At 50.0% G+C, this 24,794-nt stretch carries 21 protein-coding genes; 9 read left to right on the top strand and 12 right to left on the bottom strand.

What is annotated here, in order from left to right; translation table 11 throughout:
* Position 1: 1 nt before the first annotated feature.
* Positions 2–1,762, top strand: a complete 1,761-nt coding sequence (locus tag M0L20_RS16100) for an ABC transporter ATP-binding protein (protein WP_248477947.1) — start codon at positions 2–4, stop codon at positions 1,760–1,762.
* Positions 1,755–3,902 (top strand): FUSC family protein, encoded by a 2,148-nt coding sequence (locus M0L20_RS16095; protein WP_248477945.1) that lies wholly within the window; start codon positions 1,755–1,757, stop codon positions 3,900–3,902. Before M0L20_RS16100 ends, M0L20_RS16095 begins: the two co-directional genes overlap by 8 nt.
* 10 nt (positions 3,903–3,912) lie before the next feature.
* On the opposite strand, the gene M0L20_RS16090 is transcribed toward M0L20_RS16095, so the two are convergent.
* A complete protein-coding gene (locus M0L20_RS16090) occupies positions 3,913–4,755 on the bottom strand; it encodes a CvfB family protein (RefSeq protein ID WP_232561933.1) in 843 nt (280 codons plus the stop codon).
* Positions 4,756–5,025: 270 nt separating this feature from the next.
* On the opposite strand from M0L20_RS16090, the gene M0L20_RS16085 reads away from it, so the two are divergent.
* A complete protein-coding gene (locus M0L20_RS16085; protein WP_232561932.1) occupies positions 5,026–5,646 on the top strand; it encodes a 3'-5' exonuclease in 621 nt (206 codons plus the stop codon).
* A 6-nt stretch (positions 5,647–5,652) separates the two neighbouring features.
* Here the strand turns inward: M0L20_RS16085 and M0L20_RS16080 are convergent, their stop codons facing one another.
* The 9 genes from M0L20_RS16080 to M0L20_RS16040 all read right to left on the bottom strand — a co-directional run bounded on the left by M0L20_RS16080 (position 5,653) and on the right by M0L20_RS16040 (position 14,694).
* Positions 5,653–8,370: a CHAT domain-containing protein gene (locus tag M0L20_RS16080; protein ID WP_248477944.1), complete on the bottom strand. Its 2,718-nt coding sequence runs from the start codon at positions 8,368–8,370 to the stop codon at positions 5,653–5,655.
* A gap of 16 nt (positions 8,371–8,386) precedes the next feature.
* Positions 8,387–9,844 carry a S8 family peptidase gene (locus tag M0L20_RS16075; RefSeq protein WP_248477943.1) on the bottom strand — a complete coding sequence of 486 codons (1,458 nt, stop codon included), beginning with the start codon at positions 9,842–9,844 and terminating at the stop codon, positions 8,387–8,389.
* A gap of 79 nt (positions 9,845–9,923) precedes the next feature.
* Positions 9,924–10,664 (bottom strand): tetratricopeptide repeat protein, encoded by a 741-nt coding sequence (locus tag M0L20_RS16070; RefSeq protein WP_248477942.1) that lies wholly within the window; start codon positions 10,662–10,664, stop codon positions 9,924–9,926.
* Positions 10,661–11,251 (bottom strand): RNA polymerase sigma factor, encoded by a 591-nt coding sequence (locus M0L20_RS16065; protein ID WP_248477941.1) that lies wholly within the window; start codon positions 11,249–11,251, stop codon positions 10,661–10,663. The genes M0L20_RS16070 and M0L20_RS16065 overlap by 4 nt, the downstream gene beginning before the upstream one ends.
* A 111-nt stretch (positions 11,252–11,362) precedes the next feature.
* Positions 11,363–11,956, bottom strand: a complete 594-nt coding sequence (locus tag M0L20_RS16060) for a pseudouridine synthase (protein WP_248477940.1) — start codon at positions 11,954–11,956, stop codon at positions 11,363–11,365.
* A gap of 41 nt (positions 11,957–11,997) precedes the next feature.
* Complete coding sequence (locus tag M0L20_RS16055) at positions 11,998–12,771, bottom strand: exodeoxyribonuclease III (protein ID WP_248477939.1); 774 nt, start codon at positions 12,769–12,771, stop codon at positions 11,998–12,000.
* Entirely contained in the window at positions 12,772–13,269 is a 498-nt protein-coding gene (locus tag M0L20_RS16050; protein WP_248477937.1) for a DUF6036 family nucleotidyltransferase, read from the bottom strand.
* Positions 13,260–13,457, bottom strand: coding sequence for a hypothetical protein (locus M0L20_RS16045; protein ID WP_248477936.1), 198 nt, complete (start codon positions 13,455–13,457; stop codon positions 13,260–13,262). Before M0L20_RS16045 ends, M0L20_RS16050 begins: the two co-directional genes overlap by 10 nt.
* A gap of 13 nt (positions 13,458–13,470) precedes the next feature.
* On the bottom strand, positions 13,471–14,694 hold the full coding sequence (locus M0L20_RS16040; RefSeq protein WP_232561926.1) for a nucleoside permease: 1,224 nt from the start codon (positions 14,692–14,694) through the stop codon (positions 13,471–13,473).
* 192 nt (positions 14,695–14,886) lie between these two features.
* Between M0L20_RS16040 and M0L20_RS16035 the strand changes: the two genes are divergently transcribed.
* The 3 genes from M0L20_RS16035 to M0L20_RS16025 all read left to right on the top strand — a co-directional run bounded on the left by M0L20_RS16035 (position 14,887) and on the right by M0L20_RS16025 (position 19,290).
* Positions 14,887–15,606 carry a DUF4292 domain-containing protein gene (locus M0L20_RS16035; RefSeq protein ID WP_232561925.1) on the top strand — a complete coding sequence of 240 codons (720 nt, stop codon included), beginning with the start codon at positions 14,887–14,889 and terminating at the stop codon, positions 15,604–15,606.
* 130 nt (positions 15,607–15,736) lie between these two features.
* On the top strand, positions 15,737–17,941 hold the full coding sequence (locus M0L20_RS16030; RefSeq protein WP_248477934.1) for a M28 family peptidase: 2,205 nt from the start codon (positions 15,737–15,739) through the stop codon (positions 17,939–17,941).
* A 206-nt stretch (positions 17,942–18,147) separates the two neighbouring features.
* Positions 18,148–19,290, top strand: a complete 1,143-nt coding sequence (locus tag M0L20_RS16025) for an acyltransferase family protein (protein WP_248477932.1) — start codon at positions 18,148–18,150, stop codon at positions 19,288–19,290.
* Positions 19,291–19,331: 41 nt separating this feature from the next.
* Here M0L20_RS16025 and M0L20_RS16020 read toward each other — a convergent pair whose 3' ends face one another.
* The gene (locus tag M0L20_RS16020; protein WP_232561922.1) at positions 19,332–19,835 is read right to left on the bottom strand and encodes a Rad52/Rad22 family DNA repair protein; all 504 of its coding nucleotides are present in this window, start codon (positions 19,833–19,835) and stop codon (positions 19,332–19,334) included.
* Positions 19,836–19,854: 19 nt separating this feature from the next.
* Positions 19,855–22,521 (bottom strand): DNA mismatch repair protein MutS, encoded by a 2,667-nt coding sequence (mutS, locus tag M0L20_RS16015; RefSeq protein WP_248477930.1) that lies wholly within the window; start codon positions 22,519–22,521, stop codon positions 19,855–19,857.
* Between the two features lie 59 nt (positions 22,522–22,580).
* On the opposite strand from mutS, the gene M0L20_RS16010 reads away from it, so the two are divergent.
* From M0L20_RS16010 to M0L20_RS16000, 3 genes are all read left to right on the top strand, one after another.
* Complete coding sequence (locus tag M0L20_RS16010) at positions 22,581–23,111, top strand: RNA methyltransferase (RefSeq protein WP_248477929.1); 531 nt, start codon at positions 22,581–22,583, stop codon at positions 23,109–23,111.
* Between the two features lie 74 nt (positions 23,112–23,185).
* On the top strand, positions 23,186–23,641 hold the full coding sequence (locus tag M0L20_RS16005) for a hypothetical protein (RefSeq protein ID WP_248477928.1): 456 nt from the start codon (positions 23,186–23,188) through the stop codon (positions 23,639–23,641).
* A gap of 162 nt (positions 23,642–23,803) precedes the next feature.
* The gene (locus M0L20_RS16000) at positions 23,804–24,733 is read left to right on the top strand and encodes a sensor histidine kinase (protein ID WP_232561918.1); all 930 of its coding nucleotides are present in this window, start codon (positions 23,804–23,806) and stop codon (positions 24,731–24,733) included.
* The last annotated feature ends 61 nt before the right edge of the window (positions 24,734–24,794 follow it).

Below are 24,794 nucleotides of genomic sequence, written 5' to 3'. Positions count from 1 at the left end.
TATGGCTATTCTCTGGAAGTACCTGAAGCCATACCGTGGCTTAGCTGTGTCAGCACTGATTCTGGCGGGGATTGCGCAAATCCTCGCCTTAATTGACCCGATCATCTTTGGAAAGTTAATCGATGAATACGCTGCCAAGGGCAGTCCGAAAACTGAATCCGAAAAAATTTCGGGCGTTTTGCAGTTGTTAGGGCTTGCGGTTGGCGTTGCCATTTTGTCGAATCTGACGAAAGCGTTTCAGGAATACCTGACGCGCCTGGTCGTTCAGAAATTCGGCACTGACATTTTCAACGACGGGCTGAAACAAACGTTACGGCTCTCATATCAGGAGTTTGGCGACCAGAGTAGCGGGGCAACGCTCTCGATTTTGCAGAAAGTGCGTACCGACACCGAGAAGTTTATCAACTCGTTTGTCAACGTCCTTTTTTCCTCGGTTGTTGGTATTGGATTTCTGGTCTGGTACGCGGTAACGAAGCACTGGGCGCTGGTTCCCTTATTTCTGATTGGTGTCTTGGTACTCGGTAGCCTGACGGGCTTGCTGAGCAAACAGATTAAAACAACGCAACGGTCGATTAACCGCGAAACGGCCCTGTTGTCGGGTGTCATTACGGAATCGTTGCGAAACATTGAACTGATCAAAAGTCTCGGCTTAACCTTTTCCGAAATTCGCCGACTGAAAGCGCAAACCAACCGGATTTTCGAGCTGGAAATGTTCAAGGTCAGACGAGTACGTCTCTTGTCGTTCTGGCAAAGCACAACGCTCAACATCCTGAAGCAATCCGTTTTGTTTACGCTGTTGTGGCTTATCTTTCGGAATGTGCTCAGCACGGGCGAGTTGATTTCCATGCAGTTTATCTCCGTCTCCATTTTTAATCCGTTGCAGGACCTGGGCACGATTATCCTGGCCTACCGCGAAGCCGAAGCCGGACTGAATAGCTTTGATCAGTTGATGCAGAAACCAATTGAGCGGAATCCGGAGTCGCCTATTGAAGTTGGTCCAATCAATCGATTACGCTTCGCCAATGTTATTTTTCGGCACAAAAATGCTCAGCAAAACGCCATCGACGGTGTTTCGTTCGAGGCAACGCTCGGCGATACCATCGCTTTTGTGGGACCGTCGGGTTCGGGTAAATCGACGATGGTAAAGCTGCTGGTCGGACTCTACCGCCCGGTCGATGGCGAGATTTATTACAACAATATTTCGACCAAAGACCTTCGGTTCAATCCCATGCGCCGTCAGATTGGTTTTGTAACGCAGGATACGCATCTGTTTTCGGGTACGATCCGGGAGAATTTGTTATTTGTTAAACCCGACGCCAGCGAGGCCGAATTACTCGATGCGCTGGACAAAGCCGCCTGCGACCACTTGCTGGCCCGCTCCGAAAAAGGACTCGATACGCAGATTGGCGAAGGTGGACTAAAAATGTCGGGCGGTGAAAAACAGCGGCTGTCTATTGCCCGAGCCCTGGTCAGACATCCGCGTCTGCTTATATTCGACGAAGCGACATCAGCGCTGGATTCGTTGACCGAAGAAGAAATTACCGATACCGTGCGCAGCGTTTCGGCTATGAATGAACAAATTACTATTTTGATCGCGCATCGGCTCTCAACCATTCTGCACGCCAACACGATTTTTGTCCTGGAGAAAGGTAAAATTGTTGAAACCGGCAGCCACGACGCGCTCGTTGCCCAGAAGGGACTGTACTACGCGATGTGGCGACAGCAAATTGGCGAACGAAAAACGGGAAGCGTCAATGCATAGTATAAACCGGCGCACAAGGCAAGTCAACTACTTTTTATCGGGACAGCACTTCTCGAACGGCTTCCGAACAACCGTATCGATTCTGCTACCGTCCCTGATTCTGGCTCAGTTCGACCAACTGACAACCGGCATGGCTATGTCGATGGGAGCCTTGAGCGTCAGCCTGAGCGATGCCCCCGGACCGATTCAGCATCGACGCAATGCAATGGCCGCGACGGTGGTGCTGGGCGTCATCGTGGCCATTGTGACCGGGTTTGCCCGCATGAACGACTACACGCTGGGGGTTGAAATTCTCTTTTTCGGATTCTTGTTTTCCATGCTTGCCGTTTATGGCGTTCGTGCAACATCGGTTGGTACGGCGGCTATTCTAATTATGATTCTCACGCTCGACCGGCCACTCGACCCCGTTGGAATTCTGCGAGAAGCGGGCCTGATACTGGTCGGCGGTGTCTGGTACACCCTGATTAGTCTGGTTTCCGTACAGCTTCGCCCCTATCGGTTGGCCAGACAGTCCCTTGGGTTGTGTATTCATGAAATAGCCAAGTTCATGAGTATCAAGGCTGATTTTTATGATACCCACACCGAATTAGACACAGATTACCGCCGGTTGCTGGCTCAGCAGGTGACGGTTAGTGAGAAGCAGGACGAAGTTCGGGAGTTGCTGTTCAAAAACCGGCAGTTTGTGGCCGAATCGACCAATACCAGCCGCCTGCTGGTGCTGACGTTTGTGGATACGGTCGATCTGTTCGAGCAGATTGTAACCATGTATTACGACTACGCAGCCATCCGCGAACGGTTCGGCAAAACAAGGGTTCTGAACACCATCTCGCGGCTTATTCACCGACAGGCCACCGAACTGGATTATATCGGACTAAGGGTTCAGTCGGTTGCCTCTTCCCGCAAACCCATTGACTTCACGCACCCGCTCAACAAACTAAAAAGCGAGATCGACGCACTTGGCGACCGGGAAGGGAGTACGCTCGTCCTCAAAAAGATTTTGGTTGGTTTGCGAAACATCAGCCAACGGTTGGCTATCATGCAAAAGCATATTGTCTCGCCAGACACGAACCCTACTTCGCTCGACGATCTGGAATATGGTCGTTTCGTGTCGCATCAGGCGATTGACGTAAAATCCTTACGGGACAACCTTACCCTCAACTCGTCGGTATTTCGGCATTCGGTACGGGTAGCGCTGGCGATGCTGCTTGGCTTCATCGTTACGCAATTGATTGATTACGGTCACCATAGTTACTGGGTGCTGTTAACAATCTCCGTCATTCTCAAACCAGCGTTCAGCCTGACCAAGCAGCGTAACATTGAACGTATTATTGGCACGTTTGCCGGAGGAGTGATTGGTCTGGCGATTCTGAAATTTATTCCCAACACCACCACGCATTTTGTTCTGATGGTGCTGTTTATGCTCGGCACCTACAGTGCCCAACGGGTCAACTACATTATTATGGTCATCTGCCTGACGCCTTACATACTGATCCTGTTCAATTTTTTGGGCATCAGTTATTACGGCGCAGCGGAAGAGCGCTTACTGGACACCATACTTGGTGGAGCGATTGCGTTTGCCGCCAGCTATCTAGTCTTTCCACGTTGGGAGTCGGAACAGCTGACCAAACCCCTGCACGATATGCTGAACGCCAATGTTCGGTATACGCAGCTTCTACTCAACATCTTATCGGGTGTACCAATTCGTGTCGTTGACTATAAATTGGCTCGTAAAGACGTGTACGTAACGTCGGCCAACATGGCGGCCGCTTTCGAACGGATGGTGTCAGAACCAAAGCACAAGCAACGTAACGAACGACTCATCTACAAATTTGTCGTGCTGAACCACATCCTATCCTCCAACATCGCGACAATCACGTCTACCTTACTTACCGATCAGGCCCAGTTGTATTCGTCATCCGTAATCCGAACGGTCAAACGGGCTCTTTTTGCCTTGACGGATGGACTCCGCCGACTAGACGGGGCACCAGAGACTACTTCGTCGGAACCAACCGCGTCGGGCCAGCCTTTAAGCGATCCGTCGGTTGTTGCCGCCGATGATCCATCCCTGACCGAACAACTGAATTTTATCCAGCAGATCAGCAGTGATATCAGTAAGCTAGTCGATCAACTAAAAAAGTAATGAACTGCGTTTACACCAACGCAATTCCGTCGTTCTGAATAACAATTTTCCGCTCTTTGTACAGCGTTCCAATTGCCTTCTTGAACGTTTTCTTGCTCATTTCCAGCGTTTGGTAGATGAGCTGAGGGTCGCTCTTATCGTTCAAAGGCAGAAAGCCGTTATTAGCGTTCAGTGCATCCAAAATCTGTTGCGCGCTGGGTTCAACGTTCTGAAAACCTTCCTGCTGTAGGCTGACATCAATCAGCTTATCGTCGCGAATGTGTTTGATAAACCCTGGCATCCGATCGCCGGGTTGTACGGGTCGAAAAATTCCCGTATGATACAGCAAGCCCTGAAAGCGATCATTGATAATGACATTAAAACCAAGATCGGTACTTTCATACACCAGTAAATCAACGTCATCGCCTTTGCACAAATCAGACACATCATCGTCAAGAAACCGGCTTACCTTGCTGGAAGCCACCAACCGACCGGTATCCTTATCGAGATACATGTAAACGACGTACCACTTACCGACAACCATCGGACGGCTTTGCTCCCGAAAAGGGACCAGCAAATCTTTTTCTAATCCCCAGTCCAGAAAAGCACCGACGTTGGTAACCGACACAACGGGCAACGGAGCAAACTCGTCGCGCATGATGTGCGGTGTTAGCGTCGTGGCAATAGGCCGGTCTTCGGAGTCGGTGTAGATGAAAACCTCGATTTCATCCCCGACCGCCAATGACGCCGGAACGTATTTATTCGGCAGTAACACATCGTCCGGGCTATTGTAGGAATCCGATTCACCCAGGAAAAACCCAACGCTGGTAGCACGCAAAGCCGTAAGCTTGTTCATGCGGCCGATTTCAATCATAACTTAAGTTTGCAAATGTTTCTGGCAAAAGTAACGACAAATCACGGCGCTCCGACTATACTCGCGACAAACGCCCGTCGCCAAATATGGGTTGCCGACTTCATGTCTAGTAAAACAATAGAGAACGCCAACGGTTCGTTTGGTTAGTAAACGTGTACGTTCCTGGTAGCCGCTGAACAGTCAATTTCGAAAAATTGGCTGATAGTTTTCCAGTATATTTTTCAAAAATAAATCCGTTAACTTTTCGCCGAAATAGTTAACGAATCTGCCATGCCTTTTTTAGTACTTGACCTCGAAATGACCGGGCCTGAACCGGACTACAACGAAATTATTCAGATTGGTGCCGTTCTTTTCGACGACGGCTGGAATGAGAAAGGACGCTACCTGACCAACGTTTACCCTGAAAATGAAGAAGCCTTTTCGTCGGCTTCCGAGAAAATTCATAACCTCTCGCTCGCGGATTTGCAGGATGCTCCAATGATCTACGATGTACTACCCGAGATGGAAGAATGGATCTGTCAGCAACTCAACATACGCGTTCCCAAAGGTCAATTGGATCGGACGCCATTCTTGCGCGACGTGATTATCTGCGGGCAAAGCGTTATCAATGACATTAACTTTCTGAAAGAAGCATACCGATACGAAAAGCTAAAATGGCCCTACTCGCGCGTGCTGATCGATTTACACACGCTGGCTTATTTTACCTTCCGGATTCTGAAAACGAACGGTCGTAAAGTGCCGGATCGGTTGAGTCTGACAGCCATTGCCAATTATTTTGGCTTTGCCCGCGAAGATGGTTTTCATAATGCGCTGGAAGATTCCGTATTGACCGCTCAATGTTTAAAGGAAGTATTTAAACTAGGCGAAGGGTTTACCGTAACCGGCGGCTAGCTTAATTTAACGAATTGAACGGCTACGCAAGTAGCGCCAGCTACCAATTCCGACCAGAAACACCAGCAGCCCAACACCACCCCAAAGCCAGTAGTTAACGCGTGACAAGGGTTCGGTATCGCCGACAATAATTAATCCTGCCCAATAGTTGGGCAGTTGATTCATTCCCTCAGCCTGAGCGAGCCACTCCTGTTTCGCTCGTTGCAGAGCAACATCCTTGGGCCAACCCTCGTCAAGCTGTTTGTGGAAGAGGCTGGTTAACTGATAGGTAGCCTGATTTTGTACGCTCCACAGCGTGGTCAGCACACTGGGTACACCCAACGCCGAAAAGCCGCGTGCCAGACTGAACACGCCTTCGCCCTGCTGGTTAGCCCCAATACCCGTTTTACAGGCGGCCAGTACAACCAGCTGCGCGTTGGGCAATGCGCCGTCGCCCAGATCAGAAAGGCGCAGAGTCGAGTCGGCGAAATAAAGTGTCGGTTCCTGATCGGTGCTGTCGGCATTGGCGTGGGTGAACAGAAGAACGACCGGATAGCGCTGCACTTCCTGCTGAAAAGCGTGCCGGGTAGCGGCTTTGTAAGTCAGCAGCGTGGGTGAGCGGAACCGTTCGGCAATCGACTTTATGGCTACATCGGAGCCAGCCAATGCGACCTGCTTTAGTTTGGGAGCAAAGTCCACCGGTGCCACTCCCAGAAAATCAGCCGTTCCAAAACTCGGTGCAGTTGATTGCTTATGGCTGTTCTTAAGCAATAAACTAGCTGAATAAGCGTAGCTGAACGCATAATCGGTGACGGCATAATCCGGCTGATTAGCCGAGCGACTCAGCGCATCAAACGGTACAAAGAAACCATCCGGCAAAATCACGACGCGGCCTTTCGGCAACGATAAAGGACTTAACAACTGGCGATAAAGGCTATTACTGAGTGCGAGAAACCGGTCAACCGTAGCGCGCTTATTCATTGCATCCGGACTCGCCAGCAACTGCGCAAACTGGCCTACCGCTCGGTTGTAGTCCTGAATTGATTGTTTACGCAGGATAGCCGTATCGGCAGTTACGCCCATCAGGTACAAAGCACTGTCGCCTATAAAATACGTAATGAGTGAACTCTGCGTTTTTTTCAGGTATTGGCGCAGTGTTGGCAAAGAGGTGATCGCATTGTCGTATTTGTACTGATAGTAGGCCGGATTCGACGTTTCAAGTTGTTTCAGAAACGACTCCAGGCTGTCCTGCTTAGCCAGCAGCGTTGTTCGGGCTTGTAAATAACCGTTGTCGTCAGCTGGTAGACCGGCAAGTTTGAGCTGCTGATTGACTACGGCCTGCCGCAATTGCTGCTCTTTGGCAATCAACTGGGGAGCCAGTTTCTGACGAGCACCCAACTCGTTGAGCTTATCGGCTAACAGCACAGCCCGACTTTTTTCCAGAAAACGGAAGGCTTCATCCGGGTTGTTGAGTCGGAGGCAGGTTTCAATCGCCCGTTCGTACAAGCCCCGCGTCTTATGACGCCAGTACAACTTCGACTGCTGACCGGTGTGCTCCCAGCGCATGAAATCAATCATCTGATCGGCCACCTTGTAGGTATCAAGCGCATGCTGCAACCGCTGCCGATTTGCGGTAGCCTTCGCGTAATCGAGCCAGGTGTCGGCCTTGTCCTGAATGAGCGTAAGGATAAATTCTTTCTGGGAGGCCGCCCTGACCAGTTGCGCATCCGGCAAGGCCGACACCTGACGTTTGCTAAACCGTAGGGGTATGGCATTCAACCCTGACTGATAGTAGGTTAGCGCTACTTCATATTGTTTCTTCTGCCAGTATACAGCGCCTATGTTGTCGAGAATACGAAGCCTTACATACGGGTCAGAAGCTACTCGCAACGCTTCCTGATAATACCGCAGGGCGCCGACCCAATCGCTCTGGCTGTAGAGAAAATAGCCCGTATCAATGCAACTGTTCGCGATACCGTCCTGATCCTTATTTTTCCTGTTAACGTCTACCGCCCTTTTGTAATCCGCAAAGGCTGCCTGAGGGTGGTTATTCCGGTTTTCCCAGTTCGCTTTGTGAGTTAGCAACAACGCCAGATAATAGTCTGATTCCGGAATAGTCCGCGTTTGCCTGACCGCCTGGTCTATTTCCATAGCGGCTTTTCGATCATCGCCCAAAGCGACCAGCGCTTTTATTTTTTCGCACCAATTTTCGAGATAGGCCACATCATCGCCCGCTTTTCGGGCTTCGTACATTCCCTGCTCGGCATAATTCAGCGCTTTCTGGTATTCCCCGACGGAATAATGAACGTACGCCAGGGTATTGCTGGCAAATGACGCCCAGCTACTGGGCTGATCACCGTTCAACTTTACCGCCTGCTCCGACGCTTTTCGGGCATCCTCGAAGTTATTTACCGTTTTCCAGTAAAAGCCTAAACGATAATAAGCCTTAATCTGATCGCTGCGGCTCAACGAAGGATTCTTTCGCTTGTACAGGCTAACCACTTCGTTCAGATCACCGATGGCCGGCTGAATGTCATTCGTTCGGAAATACGCTTTTGCGCGGTCGAGCAGAACAGTTACGTAAGCCGAATCCCGGACGTAATGGCATTGCTTCCAGGTTGTTACGATCACCGAAAGCCGGGGTACTTGCTCAGCATACGAATAGGATCGTGCAGAATCCAGTAACGCCAAAAGCTCAGCACGACTGACGCACTGAGCCTGAGCATTATTGACGCAAAACAGCACTAAAAAAATAACCGTCTTACACGTTGATATAGCAACTCTTCTCCCGAATAGCGTACGCCAGATCAGCCTCTTTCGCCGTGAATCCATCCAGCTTTTCCAGTAATTCTTCCTTTGTAACAGAATAGCTTGTTCCTGCCAGTAGCGCATTAACCATTTTAGCTACCACAATCGGCGTTGCGAACGATGATCCCTGATAGCTCCCTAAAAAACCCGGTATGCTAAACCGGCCTGGGGTTTCTTTCGAGTCCGCATCGGCCAATACGCCTGTATCGACAAAATCAGGCGAGTAATTTTCAAACGCAATATATTTTGGTTTCCTGATTCCAGCCGAAGGGTCAGCCGGCTGATGCCTGACGGTTGTTATGGTGAATAGTTTATCCTGTTTGTCACTGTAGCAGGCTGGGTAAATTCTAGGCGTGGTAATATGACCATCCGGATGGTCGTACTGGTTTTTGTTTCCGGCCGCAGCCACAACGATAACTCCAGCGTCCGTCAGCGATTTAACGGCCTTCCACAAAAGTGGAAAATCAGTTTCATTACCAGCTACGGCTTCGCTTGCCCCCGTAAACGACCAACTGGCATTGATGATCGTAGCACCTTGACAACGCGCGTATTCTAGTCCGCAAAGCGCATCGTACAGCGTCAGACTACCGTTTGTGTTCGATATTTTGACAGGAATGATTCCGGCGTCGGGCGCGTAGTGTTTGATGATTGTACTAATCTTTGTTCCGTGCAACCCCTTATGATCGTCAACCGGAAAGGGACTGTCGTGAACGAAATCCCAACCTACAAACTGGCTGTTGCTGCAATCCGTTGGTGCATCTGCTGGCAATGGATTTGTGAAGAGAATACCAGAGTCCAAGACAGCTACGTTCAGCCTTTTGCGCACGGCATCGCGCTCGTAGGTAGCGACTTTCCTTATATCTCTTATTTCTGCCAGTGAGGGCGTAGTATTTTCGTTTCTAGCTCTGACCAGCAAATTCACGCCATAGGTATTTACCTGTCCTGAGTGATCCTTGCCGCCGGGATTTGACCCGCCGGGATGAATAACGCCAATGCCGTTGGGCGACGTACTACTTTCGTAAATAATAGTCTCTTGTCCTTCCAGATTATCCAGAGACGACTCCAAGGCTTCCAACAGCACATAGCGCTTCCCATCCGGGCAGCATTTCCGGGACTTAATAACCTTAACCTTTTTCCGTTCTGATTGCTGTCCTATTCCTCCTTTGGGAGCCTGTAACCAAAGTTCACGGCCTTCGGTGAACTGGTCGATGTCGCGCCCTATGCCTGCTATAATAAATTGAGTAGGATTGATAAGCCGTCCACGCTGATCGACGCGAACCCTGTTAGGAAAAATCCTTGCCGACCGATCTTTTGTTCGTCTGTCTATCTCTAGGAGTTTGCGATTCGATAATTGGTTAGGAACAATCTCATAGGGCGTTCTCAGAGGGGGTATTTTTCGCGTCGGAAGCATAGAGAAATAAGGATAGATATAAATAGCGGAACAAACCGATTTGACTCGTGCTAACCAGATTCCGCGAAGCCATTCTTCCTCACAACGTTTTCAGCAACTCCTGGGCCTCCCGTTTTCCTTCTAAATTCCTGCTAATCAACTCACGAAGCAATTTTTCGGCCTGGCTTTTATCCATCGGTCGTCCGCGCTTCAGCAGCGTCAGACTTTTGTAGAATAAGCCTGGGTTGGCGTACAGATCGGTTCGCTGGCTAAGGCGGTCAAACTGGTCGATGGCTTTGTCGTAATTTCCCTGCCGGAGGGAAACAATACCCGCATATTTTAAGGCTGTGTCGTTGTCGGGATGCTGCGCCAGGATACCCCCAAAGACGGTAGCGGCTTCCCCCAAATTACCTTTGTTGAACAAATCAACGCCTATTTTCAGGCTGTCCGAGCGCGCATCCATCGTAGTTGGCAGTTGACTAAACTGGGCAGTGATGTACGCGTCAACCTGTTGGCTGGCTACCGCTGCTGGCTCTGTTGACAGGCTAAAAAAATACCAGCTCAGACCAAGCAGGAAGACAATACAGGCAGCCGCTGCATACAGTATCCACGTACTGGTGGTTCGCTGGCCGATACGGGCGTTTTTATTACGTAAAGCATCGAATTCGCGAAGACGTTGCTCACGGGCCTGCGCCTGTGCCACTCGCTTCGACATGACGTAAAAAGCCAACGCGTCCGCCAGAGCAGGGTCCGTTCGAAGGGTTGCTTCGAATTGCGCCCGGTCTTCAGCTGAAAGCTGACCGTTTACGTAATTCTCTATTGTCTCAAGGTCTGTATTCATAAGATGTCGCGAAAACGTTCACGGAGTTTGTCTAAGCAACGCAATCGACTGGTTTTAGCAACAGCGGCTGAGTTGTAACCGAGTGCCTGAGCGATTTCATCGTCCGAATATCCTTCGCCCCACGACAGGATCATGGCCCGGCATTTGTCACCCAGGTCCTGCAAATGGCGGTAAAGCCGATCTACATCACTCTGAGCAATGAGGTGCTGGATAGCCGACCGGGCTGCGTCGGGCAGTTGCAGGAGCGAGTCATCAAGTGAAAGCGCATCATGGACACTACTCCGATTAGTCGTCTTTTTTCGGATTGCGTCAACACATTTGTTCGTGAATATTTGATATAGATACGTTTTGAGTTCAGAACGTCCTTCAAATCGGTCACTGGCGACGTGTTCGATAACCGTCAGCACAGTGTCGGAATAGGCACTGGCACATTCGTCTTCGCCTAAACGATGCTTGCGGGTACCATCAGCAATCAGGTAAGCGTATTTTTCGTACAACTTATTTTCGTACAGCCGACGCTGCGTTCCGCCCGCCCGAATACCGGTCATCAAGTCAGCGTCAGGGAGTTGTCGAGAAAAAAGAGGCATAAAGCAGGAAGTAGAACCTGCCGGTAAGGTACTAAAAAATGCAACGAAATGAATGCGTCTACCCGGCTCAACGCACCTTACATGCGTTGCTGGATGACCGAATTTTGTTTTTTACAAGCGTAATCCCCGGAACAGGTCTACCCGACTCAACGGTTTAACCTGGCCGGGCAACATCGCTTCGGCGGTCAGGTCTTCGATGGTCCAGCGAACCAGTCGAAGCGTTGGAAAGCCCACAGCAGCTGTCATTCGGCGCACTTGCCGGTTTTTCCCTTCGTGCAACGTGATAGACAGCCAGGACGTAGGAATAGCCGCCCGGTACCGAATGGGCGGATTTCGGTCCGGCAAGTGCGGATCTGCGAGCGGACGCGCTGTAGCGGGGAGCGTAGAATACGGTTTACCATCAACCGAAATCGTAACGCCGTCTGCTAATTGGCGGCAGGCATCCTCGGTTAGAGCGCCCTCAACCTGTACGTAATAGGTTCGGTTGTGCCGAAATTTAGGATTTAACAGACGGTGATTCAGTTGTTTGTCATTCGTCAGGAGCAGCAAGCCTTCACTGTCGGCATCGAGTCGCCCAACCGGATACACGTCGTTCGGAAAATTGTAGTCCAGATCAGCCAGGGTAGGTTTGTCACCTTCCCGGCTAAACTGCGAAAGCATCAGGTATGGTTTGTAGATAAGAAAGTACTCGGAACCGGAATTCATAAATAAACGCTATTTCTGGCGCAAAAAGCAGCAACACAATTCTAATTCGATAAAACGTCCAGCGATAGCCATACCGGGCAGTGATCGGCGTGAACCGCATCCGGGAGCATCCGACAATCAACAAGTTGATCGCGTAGGTTATCTGTAACGGAAGCATAGTCGATGCGCCAGCCTTTGTTGCCACTTCGGGCACCCGCCCGGTAACTCCACCAGCTATACGCCACGTCGTCGGGGTGTTTGTACCGAAACGCGTCGGTCATGCCAGCCGCAAACCAGCGATCCATCCAGGCCCGCTCTTCGGGCAGAAAACCCGTTGTGTTTTTGTTCCGCACCGGATCGTGAATGTCGATGGCCGTGTGCGCAATGTTGTAGTCGCCGACGACAATTAGTTTGGGCCGAGTTTTTCGTAGTTCCTGCACATACTCGTTAAAATCACGGAGGAATTCCATTTTAACGCCTTGCCGTACCTCACCCGTTGTGCCAGACGGAAAATAACAGTTCAGCAGTGTCCAGTCGCCAAAGTCGGTACGGAGGATACGGCCTTCGCAGTCGTACACATCCAGACCGCACCCCATAATGACGTTGGTCGGTGCAATTTTTGAAAAGGTAGCCACGCCCGAATAGCCTTTCTTCTCGGCAGCGTGCCAGTGGTACTGATAGCCTAGCTGCTCGAATACCGATAAGTCTACAACATCAGCAGTGGCTTTTACTTCCTGAAAACAAAGTATATCAAACTGATTCTGAGAAAGCCAATCGGTCAATCCGTTGCGAATGGCCGCCCGAATACCGTTTATGTTATACGAAATGAGTTGCACTTAAAATTCGTTTTTTTCTGAACTACTGTTCTCTTTCGTCTCGTTAATGATTTCGTCTATCATTAGTACATCATTCAAATCTTTCGTTCGTCGAGCAAGCACCTTTGACTCACGCAAGTCATTTATGTGTAAGAAATAGATCACCTGTCCTCCCGGCATAATGAAGGGTTTTGCCCGCTTTCGGCATTCGTTATAGTTCAATCGAACATGCACTCGCGTCAGAATATCAATCTGATCTTCCAGTCGAATTACTTGCGGTTGGGTAAAATCGACCGATGCAAGAATGGCTAACTCATCGTCCGTAAAATCTAACTTACGTAGCACATTGATAAGTCTATCTCGATTTTCGTTGGTGGGTTCCATCCATACATCGGCATCTTCAGTGTATCGAATTCCACCATTCAGTATCAAGGCTAGACCACCAATAAGTATATAGTCTAACTGCCCGTGAGCAGCAGCAACCACAAACCGAACAAAGGTATCATCTTCTAAATCCATGCAGGTTTTTCAATAGAGATACGCTTCTCCCGCTTTTTAGGTTTCCCAAACAAACCATAGTGTCTACGTTTTAGTCGTTGAAACACAAGCCAGCGTTCTTCAGGCGTCATCAGTGCATTTTCATGTACCTGATCTTTGTGTGGTCCGTTCGGATCGGTATATAATGTAATTCGTTGCTTCTTTTCCATATTACTTGTGTTCTCATAGATTTCCCGGCACAAGCTCATCCTTCGTCGCCTGAATCCGTTTTTTGTCGTTGAAGAGCAGCACAAATACGACCAGGACAGCAGCGGCAATACCAGCCGGAACCAGCCAGACACCGAGCCAGTCTTTACTTCCGTCGGGGCGGGTGTACATGTCCAGTACGATACCCGAAATTTTAGAGCCGATCCCCATGCCGATACCGTAGGTGGCCAGCGAAATCAGCCCTTGCGCCGATGATTTGATTTTTTCACCGGCCTTGTTGTCGGTATAAATCTGACCCGTAACAAAGAAGAAGTCGTAGCATACACCGTGCAGCAAAATAGCAATGTACAGCATCCATTCGCTGGAGCCGCCATCACCGTAGCCGAAGCCGATAAATCGCACAATCCAGGCAACCAGACCGACAATCAGCATTTTCTTGACACCTAAGCGGGTGTAAGCCAATGGAATCAGTAACATGAAAATAACCTCGGATGCCTGACCGAGCGACATTTTGTTTTCTACGTTCTGCATTCCCCCGTCCGTCAGCGACGGATTGGCCATCGCGTAGTAAAACGACAAAGGAATACAAATCAGCACCGATGATAGGAAGAAGATGGCAAACGAACGATCCTTGAACAGTTTGAAAGCATCCAGACCGAGTATCTGCGAGAACGACGTAGAGGCTGTAGCCTTTGGCGGGGTATCCGGCAGGAAAAAAGCAAAGACCCCCAGCACAATCGCCGAATACATGGACAGCTGAAAGATGGTGACCTTGTCGCCGAAACCGTAATACCCAATGATGTTCGTTACAATAATCCAGGCAATTGTTCCCAGGACCCGAATACCCGGAAATTCCTTTTCGGGCGTAGTCATCTGCTGCATCGCGATGGACGTTGTCAGGGCCAAAGTAGGCGCAAACGTAATGCAGTACGCCAGAATCAGGTAAAAGAAATTGTCAGGATTGGTGTTTTGCGTGATAAAAAACAAGACCCCCGCCCCCAGCAGGTTGAGCACGCCAAGAACTTTCTGAGCCGCAAAGTACCGGTCGGCAATCATCCCGACGAAGAACGGCGCGATGATCATAGCCAGCGAAAAAGCCGCATAAGCGTTGCCCACCTGATCGCCGGTGGCATGTAGTTGCGTTAACAGGTATTTACTCATCTGACCGTACCAGGCTCCCCAAACAAAAAACTGGAGAAACATCATTACGGAAAGTTTGATACGGGTTATAGGTAACATTCGAGGAATTGTATTGCGGTTAGCGTTTGAATGAATGAAGGTAGCCAACCGTCATCAGCCCTGCAAGCCGATTACCCGTTAAAGTTGCCGATCATGCAATATGATGGCTATTTTTGGTGAACTATGCAGAAACTCGTGCCATATTCTGGCGTCAGATAAGTATATTTGACAACGTTTCTGACTAAATTTTTCATGAGAAAACAACTGATTAACATCATTGCCCTGGTGGCGATTCCGGCCTTAACCTTTGCCCAAACCGCCGGTGAAGTAATTGACAAGAATATTGCCGCCTTGGGGGGAACAGATAAAGTTGCTGCCATCAAAACGGCCCAGTACGATCAGAACATGAGCCTGATGGGCATGGAAATGAAAGGCAAAACTACCGTTGTTATCGGTCAGTCCGCCCGTACCGATATTACCGCGATGGGTCAGCAGATCACGACCGTCGTTGATGGCGACAAAGGCTGGACGATCAATCCAATGGCAGGTGGCGCGGGCGCGCAGGCGTTACCCGAAGAGCAGGTGAAAATGCAAAAAGGCAACGCGTATGTGATTGGCACCGAACTGGCGACAACCAAGGACAAGAAATATCCGGTTGAACTGGTGGGTAAAGAAAAGCTGAACGACAAAGATGTGTTTAACCTGAAAGTAACCCGGCCCGAAGGCGTGGTCAACTACTACGTCGATGCCAATACGTTTCAACTGGCGGGCGCAAAAACAACCATCAACGTACAGGGACAGTCGGGTGAAGTGAAAACCCAGTATAGCAATTACAAAACAATTGATGGCCTCACGCTTCCTTCGACGGTAGAACTTAATAGCCCAGCGATGCCAGGATCGATTACACTTACGCTATCGAACGTGGTTTTCAACCCTAAAGTAGATTCGTCTATTTTCGCGATGCCTAAATAAGCAATCCGTTTACAGCAACAAAAAAAGGCGCAGCTAGCTGCGCCTTTTTTTGTTGCCCAATATTTAATTGCAAATAGTAATTTATTCAATAGTAAATACCGATATTTAACGCTTATACAACCTATTATCAATGAATCACTACTTCCCATTTAAGATTGCGAGTTATGCCGTACTGCTAAGTCTCGGTGTATTTACCGCACAGGCGCAGTCAAGCGAAAGCCAGAGTCTCACTGGTTTCGTTCCGGCTCGGCAGGCCGCACAAGTAAAGCTCGAATCCGAGTTCAAGACAAAACAATCATCAGCCGCTTTTAAACAGCATCTTCAGAAACTAAGCAGTGTACCGCATATTACGGGCTCAAAAGAAAACGAGCAGGTACGCGACTACATTGCCGAAACCATGCGCAAAGCAGGTTGGCAGGTTGACATCTATCCGCATGATGTACTGCTCCCTAAAGGTCCCGGTGAAATTGCCGTCGAATTAGTCGAGCCTGTTCGTCAGCCGCTTAATATCCGGGAGTTTCTGTTCAAAGAAGACAAATACAGCAGTGATCCCCGCCTGACGCCCGGCTATAATGCCTGGTCGGGTTCGGGCGATGTGACCGCCGAAGTTGTTTATGCCAATTACGGGCGTAAAGAAGATTTCGAGCAGTTGAAAGCCATGGGTATTTCGGTCAAGGATAAGATCGTGCTGGCCCGCTATGGCGGCAACTTCCGGGGTTATAAAGCGCAGTGGGCGCAGGCAGCCGGTGCCCTTGGCGTTATCATTTTTACCGACCCCGCCGATTCGGGCTACATGCGTGGCCTGACGTTTCCCGAAGGTCCGTATTACAGCGAAAGCGTTATTCAGCGCGGTTCGTTGCTGACAACACCTTATACGGGCGATCCGCTCACACCGGGCGAAGCAGCGCTACCGATGGACGCCAAAAACACGCCCAAGCGACTCGATCAGAATGCCGTAGGGTTGCACAAAATTCCGGTTACTCCGCTCCCTTACGGATCGGCTACGGACATTTTAAAACGCATGACTGGCTCCAGAGCTGTTCCGGCTGGTTGGCAGGGTGGCTTGCCGTATACCTACCGGCTTGAAGGCGGAAAAGACCTGAAAGTTCGGTTGATGGTCAAACAGGAGAAAACTATTCAGCGCATTTATCAGGTGGTCGGCACGCTGACCGGTGCTGACTTTCCCGACGAATGGATTATTGCTGGTTGCCATTACGATGCCTGGTCGTACGGTGCCACCGATCCTAATTCGGGAACGGCTATGCTGCTGAGCATGACCGAAACGCTGGGAAAATTGGCCAAAGCGGGTCAACGGCCTCGACGCACCATTAAAGTCTGCCATTGGGATGCCGAAGAACCGGGGGTTATTGGCTCGGCGGAATGGAGTGAGCAGTTTCGCGACGAGCTAACGCAAAAAGCCGTTGCCTACATGAATTACGATGCCGCCGTTTCGGGACGGACGTTCGGAGCCAGCGCTTCACCATCCATGAAAAAGCTGATCATCGAAGCAACGCAATCGGTGCAGTACCCGGATTCGAACCAGACGGTCTATCAGCACTGGATGGGCCATAAAGCAGCGGGGAATCCCACGCGCGTAACGGGTTCATCAGCCCCCGCTACCCTGGCCGGCGAACCGACCATCGGTAACCTCGGCGGTGGTTCCGATCATATTGCGCCTTATATGCACATCGGCATTCCGTCGCTTAGTGCCGGTATGGAAGGGCCAACGCTGTATCACTCGCAGTACGACGATCTGTTTTTCTACGATAAGTTTGCCGATCCGACGTATAAAATGGGGCCGATGATGGAGCAGGTTGTTGGCACAATGACCATGCGACTTGCCAACGCTGACCTCGTACCTTACGACGTTGCCCGCTACCCAACGGATCTGGCTATTCATCTGAAAGCTGCCGAAAAAGCCATTCAGGCTTACGCACCCAGCTATTCCATTGCCCCCGTCCTGAACGTAGTCGCCGATTTAAAAAAGAACGCTGACGCCTGCGAAGCGGCCCGCCAGAATTACCTCAAATCAGGCCGTACAGATAAGTTGGTCGAACTGAATCGGGAATTACGACTGCTGGAACGTTCGTTTATCGATCCCAAAGGAAATGCGTTCGGAGCCTGGTACCGGTCGCTTTATGCGTCGTCGGACCCGAACAGCGGCTATGCGTCGTGGATGCTGCCGGGCTTCCTGTACGAAGCCTCGCTGAAATCGACTGCCAACCTACCCGATCTGGAGAGTCGTTACAAAAAAGCCATCCAAACCCTTAGTGATAAACTACTGGCTTTATCGCAAGGGATGGGGAACCCGGCAGCCGTCGGTGGAGGCAAATAAAAGTCGGAAGGCCATTGTCCACCTCTTGCAACTAGCGCCCTGGACAATGGCCTTATTTATTCTTCGGTTGCAATTGCATGGAGAAGTGCTCACTAATACCCGTTTACATAGGTATGGACCTATTAAATTTGCGACATATTAGCACAAAAACACTACGCTGACGGTCCACACGTTATTGGTTGCCATCAGATAAGGTACCCCACTGAATGAAGCTAGATTACATTGATGCCCTGCGGGGTATGGCGATTTTAAGTGTTATCTGGTTTCATTGCCACTTAGAACACTTCAGCAACACAACGTTTTATTCGTTGATGGATACACTGGGATCGCCAGCAGCTATAGGTGTTCAGCTCTTTTACGCACTTAGTGCCTTCACGCTTTTTCTTTCTCAGGACAGACGGAAGGGAGCCGATATTCAGAAAACAGACTTTTTTTACCGGCGTTTTTTTCGAATTGCGCCCATGTATTACGTTGCCATCCCCTATTACCTGTGGCAGATGGCCTACTTTTACAGCCAGCCGCTTTCGTCGGTCATTCGTTACAATGTCTACGGGATTATGGCGAATATGCTGCTCCTGCATGGGTTGAGCCCGGTCTGGATCAATAGCATTATTCCGGGTGGCTGGTCGGTTGGGATCGAAGTATTGTTTTACGCGATGGTTCCGTTTTTATTTACCCGAATCACAAATCTGAATCGGGCCATTTTGTTTACGGTACTAACCTTATTGGTCGGTTTTGTCCTCACGTCTGTTTTGTTGCACGTACCGGCTATTCAAAACAGTCAGCTTCTGGTCGAGTACTTGTTTTATTATTTGCCCTATCAGCTACCCGTCTTCGGCTGTGGTATTGTCGCTTATTACGTAGTCATCAGGAAGGAACGGCGCGTTCGTCCGTGGGTAACTGGTTTAGCGGTGAGCGTAGTCGCGTTTCTTATTCTTAGCAAAACCATCGGTCAAACTGTTCTGCGCAATCTTCCGCATACCCTTCATCTGTTCGGCAGTATTGGTTTTGCCGTACTGATCATTGTTCTGGCAAAGTGGCCAAGCCGATTGTTGGTCAATCGGGTTACGCGTTACATCGGCAAAGTAAGTTACAGCGCATATCTGACCCATTTTGGTATCTTATACTGGCTAAATAAAGTTCTTCCCAAAGCATTGATTCCGGTAACCAGCACCCTGACGAACGTGATCAACTTTCATCTCAAATTTGTGCTGATCCTCGTGCCAACCGTTTTGTTTTCATCCATTACGTATCATTTGATCGAAGAACCGGCTCAGCAAGTTGGCAAGCAGTTTTTGCGCCGGCGTAAGGACCGTGCACTCCCCGCAGCAGTGGAAATTAATCAGTAAAAACAAATGCCACACTCGAGAGGGTGTGGCATTTGTTTTTACTAGGCCGCTTTAATTGGTGGTTTAGCGTGTTCGGGTTTCAGCACGACCACATCTCGCACAATGCCACCCGCGTTTATTTTTTCGACCATCTTGTCGAGCAAGGGTGTTGCCCAATCAGGGATATATTTATCGGTAGTTTGAATCAGCACCTTTGGGAAGTCGTACAAACCACGGCCTAGACCGAACTGCACGGCGGCCCGCTTCATGGCATCACTGATACCTCCTTTTACGGGTTCGACGCTCGTCCGGCTAGCCCCATCCGTTTTGCGGACGATTTCGCCACCGGGCATAACGGCGGTGATGGTACACAGAAATCCCCCGTCGATCTCCTTTATCTCGTTTTGCCAGCCCGCCCAGCCAAACTGCTCATCAAAGCGCTGCATGACGCACCGGTTGGTAATGTAGGGAACGACCACAATCTTCTGGCCGTCTTTGGTTTGGCTTTGCACCCGCCATTCAACCTCCTGGGGAGTAAGCGGGGCTGTTATTACGTTTAAATCCATTGGTAATTGTTGTTAAAATTTATTCGACCAGTTTCAGCAATTCGTTTAGCTTCAACAGCGCTTCGATAGGCGTCAACCGGTTTACGTCAATCGTACGTAACTTTTCTTTGATGGCTTCCGATTTCGGGTCGCCCGATTCAATAATTCGCAACGCCAGTTCCGGCGTCGCATCTCTCGGAGCAGCCTCGCGAATCTTCTCCCGATTCTCTTCCCGGCCATGCGACGCTTCGAGCTGCTTCAGGATTTCGGTCGCACGACTCACGATCTGAGCGGGCATTCCGGCCATTTGCGCCACGTGGATACCAAAACTGTGCTCCGAACCCCCTTCTTTAAGTTTGCGCAGAAAAATCACTTTGTTGCCCATCTCCTTGACCGACACGTTGTAATTTTTGATACGCGGGTTATCCGTCGCCAGATCGTTCAGCTCGTGATAGTGCGTAGCGAACAAGGTTTTCGGACGGCAATCCGTTTTGTTGTGCAGGTATTCGGCAATCGACCAGGCGATCGAAACACCATCGTAAGTACTCGTTCCCCGGCCAATTTCATCCATCAGCACCAGACTCCGCTCACTCAGGTTGTTCAGGATGCTAGCCGTCTCGGTCATCTCCACCATAAACGTACTTTCGCCCCGTGAGAGGTTATCGGAAGCCCCGACGCGCGTGAAAATCTTGTCAACGATCCCGATCTCGGCCAGCGACGCAGGCACAAAGCTTCCCGACTGCGCCATAAGGACAATCAGTGCTGTTTGCCGAAGTAAAGCCGATTTACCAGCCATGTTCGGCCCGGTAATGATGATGATCTGCTGCGTTTCGTCATCCAGAAAAATATCGTTCGGAATGTAGTGTTCGCCGGGCGGCAGTTGCTGTTCAATAACCGGATGACGACCGTCTTTAATGTCCAGCACTTTCGTGTCCAGAATCTGGGGCCGCACGTATTTGTTTTTCACCGCAACCCGCGCAAACGACGCCAGCACGTCCAGCACGGACAAAACGCGCGCATCCTGCTGAATCGCTCCCACATATTCACCAGCCGCCAGAATCATCTCGTTGAACATCCGGGATTCGATCTGGAATATCTGCTCTTCAGCGTTCAGAATCTTGTCTTCGTACTCCTTTAGTTCAGGTGTAATGTACCGCTCGGCATTGACCAGCGTTTGCTTGCGAATCCAATCCTCCGGAACGCGGCTCTTGTGGGCGTGCGTCACTTCCAGATAGTAGCCGAATACTTTGTTGTAAGCCACTTTCAGCGAACTGATGCCCGTTCGTTGTACTTCGCGTTCCTGAAGCTGCAACAGGTAATCCTTGCCCGAATACGCAATCGCCGTTAGCTCATCAAGCTCTGCGTTGATACCGGGTTTGATCATCCCGCCCTGGTTCGAAAGCGTTGGCGGATCTTCCCGCAATTCTGCTTCAATTCGGTCGAGCAGAAAAGAAACCGGGTTGAGTTGATCCGCGTATTTTTTCAGCGATGACGACTCCGTCTGATTCAACGCCGTTATCAGCAGTTCTTTGATGGGCAACACGTGCTGCAACGACCGTTTAAGCTGCAACAACTCGCGCGGATTGATCCGCCGAACTGCCACTTTCGAGACGAGCCGCTCAAGGTCACCAATCTGACGCAGGTGTCCGACCAACGTTTCTGACAGATCAATATCGTTGGTAAGCAATTCAACCATGCTCAGCCGCTCTTCGATGAGGGCTTTTTCTTTAAGCGGCAAACTGAGCCATTTACGAAGCAACCGCGCGCCCATCGGCGTAACGGTCTGGTCCAGGATCTGAATCAGCGGAACGCCCCCCTCCTGCTGAGCCACCGTTAATTCGAGGTTACGAATCGTGAAGCGGTCGAGCCACACGTAGCGGTCCTCTTCCAGCCGCGTGACGCGCGTGATGTGCTGAAGATCTTTATGTTCTGTTTCGTTCAGATAATGCAGGATCACCCCGGCAGCAATGATACCATCGGGCAACCCTTCAATACCGAAGCCTTTGAGCGAACTGGTCTGAAAATGCTGCTTTAAGAAATTGTAACCAAAATCGTAGGTGAAGGCCCAGTCTTCCAGCGTGTAGGTATGAAACTTATCGCCGAATAAAGCACCAAACTCCTGGCGGTTGCGCTTGCAATACAACACTTCCGACGGATTGAAACTCTGGAGCAACTTGTCCACGTAAGCCGCATTACCCTGTGAAGCCAGAAACTCACCGGTTGAAATATCCAGAAACGACACGCCAAACTGCTCCTCCGAACTACCGGCCGCGCTCTTACCGAAATGCACAGCCGCGAGGTAGTTGTTGCGCCGGGTGTCCAGCACATTATCATTGAACGAAACCCCCGGTGTCACCAGCTCCGTAACACCCCGACGAACGATACCCTTTGCAACCGATGGGTCTTCCAGCTGATCACAGATCGCTACGCGTTCGCCCGCCCGGACAAGCTTAGGTAAGTGGGTGTCAAGAGAGTGATGCGGAAAACCGGCCAGTTCTTCATTCGATCCGCCGTTGTTGCGCTTGGTGAGTGTGATGCCTAAAATCTTACTGGCTCTGACGGCATCTTCACCGAACGTTTCGTAAAAATCACCGACACGAAAGAGAAGCAATGCACCGGGATATTTGGCTTTAATCTGGTTGTATTGGCGGTTGAGGGGAGTTTCGTTCTTTTTTGATTGAGGTTTTGCTGCGGTGGCTGTCTTCACTATGCATTACAGTTATTTCAAACAAATATACCAAAATTTGCACGAATAATAAAGACGCTATGACCCCTCGCAAACTATCACTGGACGAACTGAATCGCCTATCTGTTGACGATTTCAAAAAAGCTGACAAGTTTCCTTATTGCCTGATTTTAGACGATATCCGCAGCCTCAACAACGTTGGGTCGGTGTTCCGAACGGCTGATGCCTTCCGGGCTGCCAGCATCTATCTGTGTGGTATTACAGGCCAGCCACCCCACCGCGACATCACGAAAACGGCACTGGGCGCGACCGAATCGGTTACCTGGACATACGTTGCGGATGTGGATGCCCTCGTTAGTCAATTACGATCTGACGGTTGGGTGGTAGCCGCGATCGAACAAGCCGAAGGCAGTACTTCACTCTCAGATTTCAAACCTGATCCAAACAAACGATACGCTTTTGTGTTCGGTAACGAAGTAACCGGCGTTCGGCAGACCGTTGTCGAACAGGCCGATGTGGTACTCGAAATTCCCCAGTTTGGTACGAAGCACTCCCTGAACATTGCCGTCACAGCGGGCATTGTTTGCTGGGAATTTCTTCAAAAAAGGTAACGAAAACTTAACATTGGATTTTTGATTGTCCCGATTTCTTCGTATTTATTTGTAAATTTTTTTCATCTAGACAAATGACAGACAAGAACGCAAAAAACAAACGTAAGTCGCTAGCCGCAGACATCGTCAGTTCCATTGAAGCTAAGCTTACCGAAACGGGTACATCAACCAAAAAAATGAAGAAGTCGATTGAAAAATCGGCCGACAAACTGGCGAAGAAACTTGCGAAGTTGCTCAATAAAGACGAAAAAAAGAAATCGACGCCTGCCAAAAAAGCCGAAAAGAAAGCAAAAAAGGAGGCCGTAAAAGCAAAGAAGAACGCGGACAAGGCCGAGAAAAACGCGAAGCGCACGGCAGCTAGTAAATTAGTCGATCCGTCGGCGGATAGCCTCATCCCTTCCGTTCCGCAGGCGACTCGTTCGATTCGCAAGCAGGCTCCCGCTCCTAAGGCGACAGCCCCAACTCGCCGAACCGCTCCCAAGCCTACCAGCACTCCAACTTCCGTCGAGACTACCGAGGAAAACGCGTAGACGAATAAATTTTGAAACCATTTTTACCGATTGCCCGCTTTAAACGGGCAATTTTGTTTTCACCTACTGCTTTTCTAGTAAGCTGCTTGTGACATTTACCTAGTAACTGCGTCTTAGTAGTCATCTTGTACTAATTCGTTACTAACCCACCTCAAACGGAGTATGATACGTAGGTCTACAGCCCCTCCGCTCTTTGCTTTTGCCCTTGTGCTGTCTGTCGTTACGGCGGCCTTGATCTATGCAAATCGCTTCGTTTTTCCGGAAACAGCATTAGCGCCAGGTCCCTCCTTACGCTGGCTAGCCCTGTTTCCCCTCGCCCTAACAGCGCAGCTTCTGTTAGGTTTTTCATTATGGTGGTTACTTCGTCGGCGGCAGCGATCAATGGTACAGACCGAAGTACTGCATTCTATTGTACACGAGTTTCAAACGCCTATCACAGCCATTCAGATGGCAGCCGATATTCTGGATTCTCCCATCGCCCGTAATCACCCCGAGCGTACGGACAAATATGTAAGGATTATCCGCGAAGAAACAGAGCGGCTCCAGCAGCAGGTCGAAACGATGCTGACACTGGCGCGGGCTGATCGTAACACATTGACACTTAACCTGGAACCAATTCAGATCCATTATCTGCTCCACTCGGTTGCGGAGCGGCATGGTGATTATTTAAACCTGAATTTACAGGGAAAAGATACGTACGTACTGGCAGACCGTCTGCACCTAACCAATGTCCTGTATAACCTGATCGACAATGCCGTTAAGTACAGCGCTGACAAACCAGAGATTACACTGGTTACCAAAGCCAATGCCGACGGCATGACCATTTCGGTTCGTGACCGGGGCGTAGGTATTTCACCCAAACAAGTATCCCATATTTTTCAACCTTTCTTCCGGGTTGACGACTGCAACCAAACCAGCGTTAAAGGTTTCGGCCTTGGACTGAGTTACGTTCAGCGTATCGTTCAGGCGCACAACTGGACAATATGGGTAAAAAGCGAACTCGGTCAGGGCAGCGAGTTCAGCATTCAGATTCCCACCTCATCCTTACTACCTGTTCTACCAAACAGCATTCGGGTAAAAGAAGTAAGCTAGTTTGTATCAAAAAAAGCGTCGCCTATGACATAGGCGACGCTTTTTTTGTACTAAAGGCTGA

Origin of the sequence: Spirosoma liriopis, from assembly GCF_023196085.1 — a bacterium.
GTDB lineage: Bacteria > Bacteroidota > Bacteroidia > Cytophagales > Spirosomataceae > Spirosoma > Spirosoma oryzicola.
The sequence above is the reverse complement of the archived record's forward strand: the minus strand, read 5'-3'. Positions and strand labels throughout refer to the sequence as shown.